At 36.6% G+C, this 12,522-nt stretch carries 13 protein-coding genes and 1 pseudogene; 10 read left to right on the top strand and 4 right to left on the bottom strand.

Translation table 11 applies throughout. The features are described 5' to 3' along the window. Window positions 1–9: 9 nt before the first annotated feature. Window positions 10–1,191, top strand: a complete 1,182-nt coding sequence (locus ACQKMI_RS10880; protein WP_427488765.1) for a serine hydrolase domain-containing protein — start codon at window positions 10–12, stop codon at window positions 1,189–1,191. Window positions 1,192–1,251: 60 nt separating this feature from the next. Beyond that, window positions 1,252–1,641 (top strand): YidH family protein, encoded by a 390-nt coding sequence (locus tag ACQKMI_RS10885; RefSeq protein ID WP_427488767.1) that lies wholly within the window; start codon window positions 1,252–1,254, stop codon window positions 1,639–1,641. A gap of 557 nt (window positions 1,642–2,198) precedes the next feature. Here the strand turns inward: ACQKMI_RS10885 and msrA are convergent. Beyond that, window positions 2,199–2,723 (bottom strand): peptide-methionine (S)-S-oxide reductase MsrA, encoded by a 525-nt coding sequence (msrA, locus tag ACQKMI_RS10890; RefSeq protein ID WP_427488769.1) that lies wholly within the window; start codon window positions 2,721–2,723, stop codon window positions 2,199–2,201. 175 nt (window positions 2,724–2,898) lie between these two features. On the opposite strand from msrA, the gene ACQKMI_RS10895 reads away from it, so the two are divergent. The 5 genes from ACQKMI_RS10895 to ACQKMI_RS10915 all read left to right on the top strand — a co-directional run bounded on the left by ACQKMI_RS10895 (window position 2,899) and on the right by ACQKMI_RS10915 (window position 7,605). Continuing rightward, the gene (locus tag ACQKMI_RS10895; protein ID WP_427416933.1) at window positions 2,899–3,849 is read left to right on the top strand and encodes an LCP family protein; all 951 of its coding nucleotides are present in this window, start codon (window positions 2,899–2,901) and stop codon (window positions 3,847–3,849) included. Between the two features lie 64 nt (window positions 3,850–3,913). Next, on the top strand, window positions 3,914–5,113 hold the full coding sequence (locus tag ACQKMI_RS10900) for an AI-2E family transporter (protein ID WP_427488771.1): 1,200 nt from the start codon (window positions 3,914–3,916) through the stop codon (window positions 5,111–5,113). Between the two features lie 392 nt (window positions 5,114–5,505). Next, complete coding sequence (locus tag ACQKMI_RS10905; RefSeq protein WP_427488773.1) at window positions 5,506–6,456, top strand: helix-turn-helix transcriptional regulator; 951 nt, start codon at window positions 5,506–5,508, stop codon at window positions 6,454–6,456. A 64-nt stretch (window positions 6,457–6,520) separates the two neighbouring features. After that, complete coding sequence (locus ACQKMI_RS10910) at window positions 6,521–7,084, top strand: GyrI-like domain-containing protein (protein ID WP_427488775.1); 564 nt, start codon at window positions 6,521–6,523, stop codon at window positions 7,082–7,084. 101 nt (window positions 7,085–7,185) lie between these two features. After that, window positions 7,186–7,605, top strand: a complete 420-nt coding sequence (locus ACQKMI_RS10915; RefSeq protein WP_427488777.1) for a DUF1801 domain-containing protein — start codon at window positions 7,186–7,188, stop codon at window positions 7,603–7,605. Between the two features lie 139 nt (window positions 7,606–7,744). Here ACQKMI_RS10915 and ACQKMI_RS10920 read toward each other — a convergent pair whose 3' ends face one another. Continuing rightward, window positions 7,745–8,104 carry a hypothetical protein gene (locus ACQKMI_RS10920; protein ID WP_427488779.1) on the bottom strand — a complete coding sequence of 120 codons (360 nt, stop codon included), beginning with the start codon at window positions 8,102–8,104 and terminating at the stop codon, window positions 7,745–7,747. 153 nt (window positions 8,105–8,257) lie between these two features. Here ACQKMI_RS10920 and ACQKMI_RS10925 point away from each other — a divergent pair, with 153 nt between their 5' ends. Next, the gene (locus ACQKMI_RS10925) at window positions 8,258–8,638 is read left to right on the top strand and encodes a hypothetical protein (RefSeq protein ID WP_427488780.1); all 381 of its coding nucleotides are present in this window, start codon (window positions 8,258–8,260) and stop codon (window positions 8,636–8,638) included. 27 nt (window positions 8,639–8,665) lie between these two features. Continuing rightward, window positions 8,666–8,967, top strand: a pseudogene (locus tag ACQKMI_RS10930) (NUDIX hydrolase); the annotation flags it as partial. Between the two features lie 58 nt (window positions 8,968–9,025). Here the strand turns inward: ACQKMI_RS10930 and ACQKMI_RS10935 are convergent. Continuing rightward, window positions 9,026–10,201 carry an aminotransferase class I/II-fold pyridoxal phosphate-dependent enzyme gene (locus tag ACQKMI_RS10935; RefSeq protein ID WP_427488782.1) on the bottom strand — a complete coding sequence of 392 codons (1,176 nt, stop codon included), beginning with the start codon at window positions 10,199–10,201 and terminating at the stop codon, window positions 9,026–9,028. A 655-nt stretch (window positions 10,202–10,856) separates the two neighbouring features. On the opposite strand from ACQKMI_RS10935, the gene ACQKMI_RS10940 reads away from it, so the two are divergent. Then, complete coding sequence (locus ACQKMI_RS10940) at window positions 10,857–11,672, top strand: hypothetical protein (protein ID WP_427488784.1); 816 nt, start codon at window positions 10,857–10,859, stop codon at window positions 11,670–11,672. Between the two features lie 47 nt (window positions 11,673–11,719). Here ACQKMI_RS10940 and ACQKMI_RS10945 read toward each other — a convergent pair whose 3' ends face one another. Continuing rightward, window positions 11,720–12,514: an enoyl-CoA hydratase/isomerase family protein gene (locus tag ACQKMI_RS10945; RefSeq protein ID WP_427488786.1), complete on the bottom strand. Its 795-nt coding sequence runs from the start codon at window positions 12,512–12,514 to the stop codon at window positions 11,720–11,722. Window positions 12,515–12,522 lie beyond the last annotated feature (8 nt).

The following is a 12,522-nucleotide window of genomic DNA, read 5'->3' on the forward strand; positions in this document are numbered from 1 at the left end:
GAGATTGTCATGCAGAACTTAACAAATAAAATGCAAGCTTTTCCGCCAAATCCAGCGGATATCGTGACAAAGGATAATTGGTTTACTTCAAAAAATAATTTGCAAGGGTATTGTCATATCGGTGAATTGAGTCCTTGCCGTATTATCTGGAGAGGAAGTCATAAGCCCTCCCTTTTATCATACTCTAAAGATTCATTAGATCTGGAAAATATTTACGTGAATAAGGATGAAAGTGTGTTATCGTATCTTGAAAGAACGAATACAGATGCTTTTTTAGTGTTGCATAAAGGAAAAGTTTTGTACGAGAATTATTTTAATGGATATAAATCGTATCAGCCGCATGCATTGAACTCTGCTACAAAGTCATTTGTCGGATTGATTGTTAGTTTCCTGGCTGATGAAGGATTATTGGATTATAAAAAAAGGGCCTCTTTTTACATTCCTGAATTAATAGGCACAGGACTTGGTGAGGGAACTGTTCAGCAATTGCTTGATATGCAAGTTCCTGTGAAATATATGGAAGCAAACACGCCAATGGGAATAGGCCGTGGGACACCAATTTTTATTGCTTCTGGTTCAATACCAAAACCTGATAACTATAATGGACCAGAAAACCTATACGAATTTATGTTATCAAGCAAAAAAGATATACCGCCTGGTACTGTATTTAAATATGAAAATGGGCAAACAGAAACATTGGGCTGGTTGGTCAAACGCTTAACAGGAAAAAATTTAGCAGAATTAATTCAAGAATTGATATGGTCTAAATTGGGTGCAGAAGAAAATGCCTTGATGCACTTAGATCAAATCAGTACAGACATAGCCAGTGGTGGTATGCGGGCTACATTGCGAGACTTGGTACGTTTTGGTGATATGATGTGCAACGATGGTTATTATAATGGCCAACAAATTATTCCGGAACATATAATTAGAGAAATTCAAAAAGGTGGGAACCCAAAATTTCTTACGGAAAGTACTCATGATTATCTTTCAGGATTCTCTTATCATAATCAATGGTGGGTTAGCCATGATCGATATGGGGGATATTCAGCTCGAGGAAAGTTTGACCAGCGAATACACATTGCATCAAAAGCTGATACAGTCATTGTAAAATTATCTTCTTATCATTCGCCTAAATCAGAAGGAATCGATGCGTATCAAGCGATAATAGAGTATTTAGTAAAGCAATAACATCATATCTATCTATAGAATTCGAGAATTTTAAAAAAGGATAGGGAAGGGTTACCGTTTATGGAGGTATTCAATAAATGGAAAGAAGTAGCGGATGATAGTGTAAAATTTGCTCAGCAGCATTTAGCGAATGAAAGAACTTATTTAGCTTGGATCCGGACTAGTATTTCTATTGTAGGAGTGGGGTTTTTGACCACTTCTTTGCATTTTACAATTCAAATTAACTCGAATCATTTTATTCATATCGTAGCGATATGCCTTGGCATCTTCGCATGTATCGTTGGTTTTATAATAGGAGTTTTGGCTACTTTTCAATATTCAAGGAAAAGGAAAGAAATCCAGGATGGTATATTTAATCCATCAAATCGTAGTATTTATATTATTTCTTCCCTTTTCTCCATTTTGATTTTCATTATTTTAATGTATCTTTCTTTCTTATTACTTCTGTAAGTTATTAATTGCGTGCTATAGAAAGGCTATATCTTTCTATATTTAGAACTTTTCTCTAAAGATAAAATTAAGTGGCATGATAACGTCAATTATAATTAGGAATTGCAATAAAGCCCTACTCATATGATACAGAATAAAATGTGTTTTTTATAGTTAGTTTGATGGTGGTTCTAACAAACTACTACCAGTCAATATTTAAGGGTTTTGAATGAGAAAAGAAATTTTATATAATGATAAGAAAAATTAATATGCATCCACAAAAATGAGTTTGTCAACAATTTCGTACAACTCATTTTTTTGCTTTTAAACGACTTTTATTTTCAAAACAATATAACGAAAAAGGTCCATTAAAGATGAATGAGTTAACGCGAGGAGTTAGCATGCGAATAATAAACATTAAAGAGCTGACTCTAAAACAAATTTCATCTTAGCTGTTCTTTAGCTAGGTGGTATATGAGAAATCGCGTACATATAGAAAAACACGTATTTTGACTAAATGTCTTTCAAAATACGTGTTTTTAATGATAACTTGCTTTTTTTAACAGTAATCTAAAGAATTACTCTTTTCCCCAATGCCCAGCGATGAACTGATCTCGGCCAGAAAGCGCTCGGTCTTTCTGATAATGCTCCGACTCTTTTTTATAAAAGTCCTGATGATAATCTTCTGCAGGGTAGAAGTACTTAGCATCGCGAATTGTGGTTACAATAGGTTTATCAAAGCGACCACTGTTTGCTAGTGTTTCTTTAGAAGCTTCTGCAATGCGTTTTTGTTCATCTGAATAAGTAAAGATTGCTGTCGTATAGGATTCACCACGGTCATGGAATTGACCAAAAGCATCTGTAGGGTCGATTTGCATCCAGTATATATCAAGGAGCTGCTCATAACTAAAAACGCTTGGGTCGAATTCAATTTCGACTACTTCTATATGGCCAGAAGTCCCTTTTTTGACATCCTCATAAGTAGGATTGTCTATATGGCCACCCATGTAGCCGGAAGTGACCTTATGTATACCATCCCATTCAACAAATGGCTTTACCATGCACCAAAAACAACCGCCAGCAAATGTAGCTTTCTCAATCATGTTCATCATCCTTTCTGTCGTGAAAATATTATAGCATTATTTGGTTCATTCCTGGCAAAAAGGGTGTAAAATAACCTTTAAATAGTAAATGAAAGGATTCGCAACATACTATAAAATGAACCTTTCTTTACATTGAATCGTTACATTACTATAAAAAATAGAGGAGTTAACAGTTATGGAAGAGCAAGATTATTCAAGACGCTCGCAGCGCCCCCAAAAACGGCGCTTGCGTAAAGGGAGAGCATTCTTCACATTGCTATTACTTTGTGTCATCGTAATTGCAGGTTATTCCGTTATGCAATATCGAAGTGGACTCAAATTGGCAAGTGATACAAAGGTAGCCCAAGAGGATTTCAAGGGCGATACAGTAAATGGTGATGTGGAAAACTATTTATTATTAGGGATCGATACTCGTGGTGAAGAAAAATCACGTACAGATACAATGATGGTATTATCGTGGAATAAGAAAACAAATGATATGAAGCTCGTGTCACTCATGCGAGATATTTATGCAGATATTCCAGGCTATAAATCCTATAAGCTTAACACTGCGTACTATTTAGACGGTGTTCAATTATTAAAAGATACGATTACTAATATGTTTGGCCTACCGATTCATCATTATGCCATTATTGATTTTAAAAATTTTGAATCTCTTGTAGATATTTTAGCGCCAAATGGTGTTGAAATGGATGTAGACAAAGATATGTCCGAAAATATTGGGGTTTCATTAAAACAAGGTGTTCATAACTTAAACGGGCAAGAATTACTTGGCTTTGCCCGATTCCGTCACGATGCTGAAGGAGATTTTGGTCGAGTAGCACGTCAGCAAAAGGTTATTGAAGCCTTAAAGAATGAAGTTTTATCACCTCAAAATATGGTGAATTTACCAAAATTCGTTGGTGCAGCACAAGGGTATATAACAACAGACTATTCATCAGCAGAAGAGGTTAAGCAAGTGCTGAAGATGGTGTCGAAAGGTAAAGTCAATATAGAAAAAGCAACAGTTCCAATTGAAGGTAGTTATAATTTCCAAAGCTTTAGAGGTGTCGGTGATTCAATTGTTATGGATGTAGAGAAAAACAAAGAATTTTTACGTAAATTTTTAGGAATTCCTTTAGAGTGATTTTTCGCAAAATCCAACATCATCTTGTAAAATAAGGATATAGGATTGGTATTGGGGTGATTAGATGGAAAAAGACAGATCAAATGAGCGTTCGAATTTCTTTTCAACGAAGTTTATTCGCTTTATCGGTGGTAAAAACTTATTTTTTACACTGATTGTTTTATTATTATTAGCATGCGTTATTTTTATGTTCCAAAAAGTTTCCTTTATATTTACCCCGCTAAAAGTTTTATTTGAGGTAGTTATTCTACCAGGGGTATTAGCCATTATTGGGTATTATTTACTTCGTCCGATATTGGGCCTTTTCGAAAGATGGCGAATCCCAAGAGTTTGGGGTATCTTTCTTCTATATATCATTCTGATTGGCATCATTACGTTATTAGTAGTACTTGTCTATCCGTTTTTACGAGACCAGTTTACTAATTTAGCACAGGAATTCCCAGGATATTTTATGGCATTTACACAAAATATTGCTGAGTTTCTCAATAATGCACGTCTCAATGAGTACTTAGATAAAGTTAACTTAAATTATGATTCAATGGTAGAGAATTTTACTACAGATATGGTGGATACGGTAAAAGATACGGCTACGAATTTAGCGCAAGGTGTAGCATCTGGAATTACTGGATTCGTTTCAGCGTTAACTGGAATTGTTCTATCATTAGTGACGGTGCCATTTGTTTTATTTTACTTACTTAAAGATGGTAAAAAACTACCGAGTTTTATTATAAAAATTTGTCCGCCACGTATGCGTAAAGAAGTAACAGAAATCTTACAAGACATGGACAAGCAAATTAGTTCCTATGTTCAAGGACAAATTTTAGTGTCCATGTGTATAGGAGCAATGGTGACTATCGGCTTTTTAATTATCGGTATGAAATATGCCTTATTGCTTGGCTTCCTTGCTATGATTACGAGCGTGGTTCCATACTTAGGGCCTGTCATCGCCATTACACCAGCGGTCATTATCGCTCTTGTTACATCGCCATTCATGCTGATTAAGCTAGCCATTGTGTGGACGGTCGTACAGCTCATTGAAGGGAAATTTATTTCTCCACAAATTATGGGTAAATCACTGAGTATCCATCCAATTACAATTATATTTGTGTTATTAACGGCTGGTTCTCTATTTGGCGTACCAGGTGTCATTTTAGGGATTCCGGGCTATGCCATCTTAAAAGTGCTTGTAACCCATTTATTTAAGCTATATAAACATCGTTATAATCGTTATACGGATGAGATTCATCAAAAATATGATGTGTAATGAAGAGACAGTTACTGCGGAAGTGCAGTAGCTGTTTTTTTATTAAATTGATCATTGCATTAACGATAAGAATCTTCCGTTTAAGAGGTGTCAATATGTTAACCTTATATTAGGGATTTGGGTCGCAATGGATGTAGGGAACAGAGAATGAATTACTTACCGATTAATTTACAGATTTTTTTGAACACGAAAGAAAATGATGTTCGGATTTAACTTTTCATTATGAAAAATTAATATACGCAACAGAACCCTTCAAACCATTAAAGTTAGAAGGGTTTATGTTGTTATATGATAATTTTTGTGGTGTAACTTGCACTTGTACTAAACGATCAACATCATCTAATCAAATATTCTCTAAGAATTATTTACCATCGAAACGGAGGTTACATATTTTGAAACTGGAAAGGCTCTTATCAATTATTATTCTTTTACTTAACCGTCGAAAGGTGCAGGCTAAGGACCTGGCGGAGCAGTTTGAGGTATCCATTCGGACGATATACCGAGATATTGACTCAATTAATGCAGCTGGCATCCCGATCGTCACCTATCAAGGAACAAACGGTGGCATTGGTTTGGCAGAAGGTTACCGTTTGGATCGAAATTTGCTAACAAATGACGAGCTTGCTACTATCGTTACCGCTCTTCGCAGTATTTCCACTTCATATGGCAAAGAGCAACACCAACAACTTGTTGAAAAAATAAATAGCGTCGTTCTAATAGTTGTAATTTCGGACGGAGACGTTCAATACCTTCCCAAGGAGAGTAATCGATTAGTACGCGATTTGTCTTATGTTGAAATTCTTCTTCATGTGCTGGTAGAAGCAATAGATAGCTGTATATTAGTGTACTTCACCTATTCGAATGCAGAAGGTGGAGTATCACAGCGAATAGTAGAGCCACATATGCTCATGCTCAAAGGGAGGCAATGGTATTTACAAGCTTATTGTCTAGAGAAAAAAGAGTTTCGCCTTTTTAAACTAAAAAGAATGAAAGGGCTCGAGTTAGATCGTGATAGAAACTTCATTCGTCGAGTTCCCGCTACTCAGAAACGGGTCGAAGGCAAACGTGAATTCAAGCCATCCGATGTACTAGAAGTTGTCTTTCGATTCCAGGATGAAGCTCGGCATTTAGCAGAAGAATGGTTTGGTATTGAAGAACTTTTGCCAGTTGAAGATGGAAGTTGGCTAGTAAAAAAGGCGTATCCAGAAAATGCATGGCTTTATAGTTTCATTCTTAGCTTGGGACATCATGTAGAGGTGCTTGAGCCTCATCATTTACGGGAAATCATTGCTAGTCGTGCTGAAAAAATAGCGATCATTTATAAAAATGACAAAGTAACATGACAATCAGTTGTCAGGTTGAGTGTTTTATACTGGTTTTATTCTATTATAAGGAGAATGATTTAGGATGAAACAAAACGAACAAAATAGTATGACTGGCGGGAATCACGTATTGTCTGAAGATAACGTCCCTACGAAACGAATTGAACCTAGCCGAATTGAAGTATTACCCTCCTTCACATTAGCTGGAATTAGTACCGTTACAACAAATGAAGCCGAACAAAGTCAAGATGGAAAAATTGGTAAGTTGTTCGAAAAGTTCCATTCTCAAAATATTGGTAAGGAGCTTGGAGCTCATATACAAGAGGATGGTCATTATAGCTGTTACTTCAACTATGAACAGGGAGATGCGGGACTTTATGAAGTAATGGTCAGCGTATTTATAAAGGAAGAATTACAACTTCAAAACCTAAATATGATAAAAGCATTTACTGTTCCTGCTGCAAAATATGCTGTATTCGTTACAGAACGTGGACCAATTATAGAAATGATTCAGCGTACTTGGGCTGATATTTGGCAATGGTCACAGCAGCCAGGGAACAACCGAGCATTTACAGGGGATTTTGAATATTATAGCAAGGATATTAACCAAGAGAACGGACAAGTAGAAATATATATTTCGATAAAATAGCTTTCATGTTGAATTGCTTATAGAAATATATTAATCGCTAAATCTGTACGGGTAAGTATCTAAAAATATTTGTATATATTATTAACAAAGGAATGATTAAAATGAGTGCAATTGAAAATATCAAGGTGGAGGAAGTATTCAAACAGTACCCTAAACACATTCAGTCGAAACTTTTGATTCTTCGTCAGTTAATTTTAGATACGGCAATGGAGTCAGAAAGCGTTGATCATGTGGAAGAAACGTTAAAATGGGGAGAACCAAGTTATATCACAAAAAAAGGGAGTACAATTAGACTAGGTTGGAAACAGTCAAATCCAGATCAATATGCCATGTATTTTAACTGTAATACGAAGCTAATTGATACATTTAAAGAGGTTTATAGAGATGTATTCAACTATGAAGGGAACCGAGCGATTGTATTTGCTGTAAATGATGAAATACCAGTAAATGAAGTAAAACAGTGTATTGCTTTGGCACTTACGTATCATACTCGAAAGCATCTTCCAATGCTTGGGATATAGTAATATAAGCTCCATCTAATTGTTAGGCTCATTATGAATAAAAGTACCCTATAAGCGAGACTTTTTTAAGTGTCTGTCATATAGGGTAGATATCTCGTAAACTATGATTTTAATTATAAGGACTCCTATGATATAAACATTACTCTAATTTTTCTAGAATGGAATAAATACCAGGCGACTCTTCGATTAGAAAAATTTCGTTATCCTCTTTGACATTGTAAATGACTGTACCTTCATCGTAATAATTGGAAGTTAAATTCTCGTTTTCGATATCAGAGGATGGTACCCTTCTTTTTATTTCACCAAATACTTCTCCCGTTGAATATTTTTCATATTTTGTTAAGTCATAAGAGGCATAGATTGTTCCATTTAAATTTACCATGGGTGCATACGATTGTTCTTGTTCTAGCTCTAACGAAATATCATTTTCTTGAATTGTTGAACAGCCACTCAAGACTATTATTACAGCCACTAGACACCCCAAAATATTATACTTCAAAAAATCTCATCCCTTCATTATTTCGTTTGCTAACTTTGACGTCTGATTAACTAAGTAAATTACCTCCTTTGGTCATTAATGTAATGGAATATAATATGTGGAAATCAAAAATTAAAATTAGTAATATATTATATTAAAAGGAGAGAGTGTATTATGAAAAAGATGTTAGTAACAATCGGGTTAATCATTTTCCTAGTTGGAGCATTCGTATTTAACAACAAACTCTATCTTCCTCCACTCCCAATAGAAAATTTAAGTAAAAAAACAGTGATAGAAAAAATAAATGATTCCGAGACCCAAATGGTTAACTTGTCGAACGAAAACGGTCAAGCATGGTATGTAATAAAGGGAGGAAATATATCCGCAGCTGATGAAATGATCAAAGATATGCTTAATCAAAATGGTTGGATTTTCAAACAAAAGGAGGGGAATGGACTCTTCTTTGAAAGACATGGCGAAAACTTGATTGTGTCGACACAAATGTGGACTGGATACTACGTGTTAGTGAAAATTCCTGCCAATTTTAACGAATAAGAGCGTTTAAAGATAAAGGAGGGCTTTATGGGATATATAAAAGATTTGCGTAAAGTAGTTGGAACCAGGCCGTTAATTATGTGTGGTGCTTGTATAATTGTTATTAATAAACGTCAACAGGTTTATTACAGCTTCGTATAGATAATAGTTGATGGGGTTTAATTGGGGGTTCAATGGAGCTAGGTGAGACATTAGAGCAAGTTGCCCATCGAGAATTATTTGAGGAAACAGGGCTCAAGGCTAAAAAACTAAAATTAATCAATACGTATTCTGGACAAGAATGTTATTATCAATATCCGCATGGGGATGAAGTTTATAACGTTGTAAGCTATAGAAAAAGCCCTTCCAACCATTAAAGTTAGAAGGGTTTTCATATTGTTTATAAGATTACTTTTGTGATGTAATTTGCACTTGTGCTAAGCGATCAACAGCTTCTTGTAACATTTCTTTCGGTTGTACTAAGGCTAAACGTAAATAGCCTTGTCCAGCCGAGCCAAATACTGTACCAGGAACTGTCACGATGCCAGCTTGTTCAATTAGTTTAAAGGCTAGCTCTGTACAATCAATATCGTACGGATATTTTGCCCAGACGAACATGCCACCTTCAGAAGGAGCTGCATCCCATCCTAAAGCACGTAAGCCGTTCATTAATGTTTTATGGCGCTCTGAGAATGTTGCACGTAGGTCTGCTGTAATTTCTTCTGCGTTATCAAGTGCTACGACCGCAGCATCTTGAATTGGTTCGAAAATACCGAAATCTAAATTTGATTTTAATTGTTTTAAAATCGAAATCATCTCAGCGTTACCCGCAATATAAGCGATACGTGTACCAGCAAGGCTAAAGCTTTTCGATAATGAGTTAATTTCCATCCCAACTTCTTTTGCGCCAGGAGTGGCTAAGAAGCTAATTGGGCCATCACCAGTAAAGTAGAACTCAGAGTATGCTGCATCATGTAGAACGATGATGTTGTATTTTTTCGCAAAGGCAATGACTTTTTCAAAATAGGAGATTGAAGGCATTGCAGGTACAGGGTTACCTGGTAAGTTTAAAATTAGTAGTTTTGCTTTTTGCGCAATCTCTTCAGGAACAGCATCTAAGTCTGGTAAATAATCGTTGTCAGCTGTTTGAGGCATATAGTAAGGTGTAGCGCCTGCTAGATGAATTCCTGCATCATAGGCCACGTAAGCTGGGTTTGTGGATAGTACGATATCTCCTGGATCACAAAAGGCGATTGGTAAATGGACTAAGCCCTCTTGAGAGCCGATCGTTTGAATGATTTCAGAAGCGGGATCTAAATCTACATTACTACGACGTTTATAGTAGCGACTAACGGCATCATAAAAACGTTGCGTGCCTGTTAATGTATAGCCGTAGGATTCTGCTAAACCTGCTCTATACGATAAATGCTCGCGAATTTTAGCATGAGGGGGAAGGTCAGGACTACCTAAGCTTAAATCAATCATTTTCATGCCTTGCGCTTCCTGTTGCTTCGCATGGTTTTTTAAATCTCCGAAAATTGCTGGTGTAAATAAAGACATTTTTTTAGATGGTACGATTTTCAAACTAGTACACTCCTTATAGTTATATAACAGAATAGTAGTTCACATTTTATCATACTCAATCATATAAAGGGAAAGTTATTCTGAAAAAAGAATATATTTCTATAATGGAGAAGATGTATGCGTAGACTAGCGGGAATGATTTAACTTCTTTCGGCGAGGTCCAAAATCCGCTGAAAGAGAGGAACTCAGTCTAAGAACGCCACGTCCTGTGGCAATGACTTAGTGACCAACGTCGGTGCTGTTGCTGTCGCTGCGCTTTCGCACAAACAAAACCCTCTGCTGCCGCTACGTTAGCACTAAGCTTTCGCGCAAAAAACATCTGTTGGCCCAAAGCCTCCGGCGGATGTCGCAGAATCGGAAAGGAGTTCTTAAAAAGGATGTTAGCCTAAAATCATCGCATTCATGCGATAACGGCTAACTGACTTGCATCGGTAAAACGCCACGTCCTGTGGCATTACCGAAATGACTGACATCATGTCGGCCCTCGTGCAGGCCTAAGCACAAAGCCGATTCCGGACGCATTGTTTATCTGTGCGAAAGCGAAGCGACAGCTACAATTATACCGAGGCATAATTGATCTAATGCTGGAAATAGTAATTTTGACGGAAAAAATGTAACGTTTCTGCTATCATAAAATGGAAAGGAGCTGTCAGTCATGGATGTTTATTCTTTAAGTGGTCCAAGTGGAACAGGGAAAAGTACAAGCGCACTAGTTTTCGCCCATAAAATCGGGGTAGAGGCTCTTATTGATGATGGTCTTCTCATTGTAAATGGTGTGAAAGTAGCTGGAATTTCCGCGAAATTTGAGAAAAATACGATAACTGCCGTTCGTCGAGCTATTTTTACAGATGATACACATCGTGATGAAGTAAAAAAAGCACTTGATACATATAAGGTACAGTCGATTTTGCTGATTGGCACGTCAGATAAAATGACTAACACGATAGCTCGTCAGCTTGAGCTTGGTCCGATCGATACATATTACTATGTTGAGGATGTGCGTTCTCAAAAAGAAATTGCAAAAGCTCGCTTTATTCGACAGACGCAAGGGAAGCATGTGATGCCAATACCGTACCGACAAGTCGAGCAAAACTTTTTTAAACGACTCGTTCAAAAAGGGATGGAGATTTTCTCTACAAAGCGTGAAAAAATAGGGGAGACGACGATTGTTCGTCCTGATTTTCAACAAGAATATATTGAAATTGGTAAGCATGTTTATGTGCAGCTACTAACGTATTGCTGTGCAAAACAAGATATTGTTCAGAAAGTCGAGCATGTCCAATTCGTATTAGGCGATCTAGCGCAAGCTACGATTACTTTACAGCTAAAGCTACCTATTACTTATTCTTTACCAGATCGATTGTATGCATTGCAAAAAACGATACAGGCGGAATTTCATCAGCAATTTGGTTATGAATTAGATGCGTTTCATCTTCAAATCAAGTCGGTTGTACAAAAGCGAAAATCCTAAAAAAACAGGTACTCCATTCGCGAGAGAGCGAGCAGAGTACCTGTTTTTTATTTTGATTGACGTGTAAATTTCGGTTGACGTTTTTCTACAAAGGCACGGCAACCTTCTGCAAAATCATTTCCAACAAACGGTGTTGAACCTTGCCATAATGAAGGTACACTATCCACACATTCCTGAACAGATTGCTTCACAGCTAGTAAAGATTCAGGTGACATGCCTGCAACAAGCTTACCCATGCGAATCATGTATTTATTTAAGTCTTTTTCAGCTACTAAATAGTTAAGCATGCCAAGCTTAAAGGCTTCTTCAGCTTTAAACATACGCCCTGTAAAAACTAAATCCTTTGTTGTAGAAGGGCCAACTAATTGAACTAAACGCTGTGCAAATTTGTTATTTAACGTGATCCCTAATTTACCTACAGGGATACCGAGCTTTGCTTTTTCAGAGCCGATACGGATATCACAAGCTAATGCAAGCTCTAAACCAGCACCCATTGCAGGACCATTAATGACGCCAATCGTTGGAATTGGTAAACGCTCAATTGTTGAAATTGTTTTTTCCATATGTACAAATGCTTCTTCGGCTTTTTCAAGAGAAATGGCGTTGAATTCTTTAATATCTGAGCCGGCTGTAAAGTTTTCACCAGAGCCGCGTAAAATCAATACTTTATTTTTCGGGTTATCTAATACCTGTAGGGCAATTTTAGCTAATTGATCCCACATATTTGCTGTTAGCGCGTTTTTAGCCTGTGGGCGATGGATTGTAATAATTGCTAGCCCAGCTGTTTCTTGATAAATAATTTTTGCGTCTTCTGCTTCAAGTCGAGTTGTTTTTACTTGCATACTTGCAA

This window comes from Lysinibacillus sp. NPDC097214 (assembly GCF_050277945.1).
GTDB classification, from domain to species: Bacteria; Bacillota; Bacilli; order Bacillales_A; family Planococcaceae; genus Lysinibacillus; species Lysinibacillus xylanilyticus_B.

What these genes read in the sequence shown, in the direction of transcription:
- ACQKMI_RS10880 (WP_427488765.1), top strand. Translation starts at nt 10, where the DNA reads ATGCAGAACTTAACAAATAAAATGCAAGCTTTTCCGCCAAATCCAGCG.
- ACQKMI_RS10885 (WP_427488767.1), top strand. Translation starts at nt 1,252, where the DNA reads ATGGAGGTATTCAATAAATGGAAAGAAGTAGCGGATGATAGTGTAAAA.
- msrA (WP_427488769.1), bottom strand. Translation starts at nt 2,723, where the DNA reads ATGATTGAGAAAGCTACATTTGCTGGCGGTTGTTTTTGGTGCATGGTA.
- ACQKMI_RS10895 (WP_427416933.1), top strand. Translation starts at nt 2,899, where the DNA reads ATGGAAGAGCAAGATTATTCAAGACGCTCGCAGCGCCCCCAAAAACGG.
- ACQKMI_RS10900 (WP_427488771.1), top strand. Translation starts at nt 3,914, where the DNA reads ATGGAAAAAGACAGATCAAATGAGCGTTCGAATTTCTTTTCAACGAAG.
- ACQKMI_RS10910 (WP_427488775.1), top strand. Translation starts at nt 6,521, where the DNA reads ATGAAACAAAACGAACAAAATAGTATGACTGGCGGGAATCACGTATTG.
- ACQKMI_RS10915 (WP_427488777.1), top strand. Translation starts at nt 7,186, where the DNA reads ATGAGTGCAATTGAAAATATCAAGGTGGAGGAAGTATTCAAACAGTAC.
- ACQKMI_RS10925 (WP_427488780.1), top strand. Translation starts at nt 8,258, where the DNA reads ATGAAAAAGATGTTAGTAACAATCGGGTTAATCATTTTCCTAGTTGGA.
- ACQKMI_RS10940 (WP_427488784.1), top strand. Translation starts at nt 10,857, where the DNA reads ATGGATGTTTATTCTTTAAGTGGTCCAAGTGGAACAGGGAAAAGTACA.
- ACQKMI_RS10945 (WP_427488786.1), bottom strand. Translation starts at nt 12,514, where the DNA reads ATGCAAGTAAAAACAACTCGACTTGAAGCAGAAGACGCAAAAATTATT.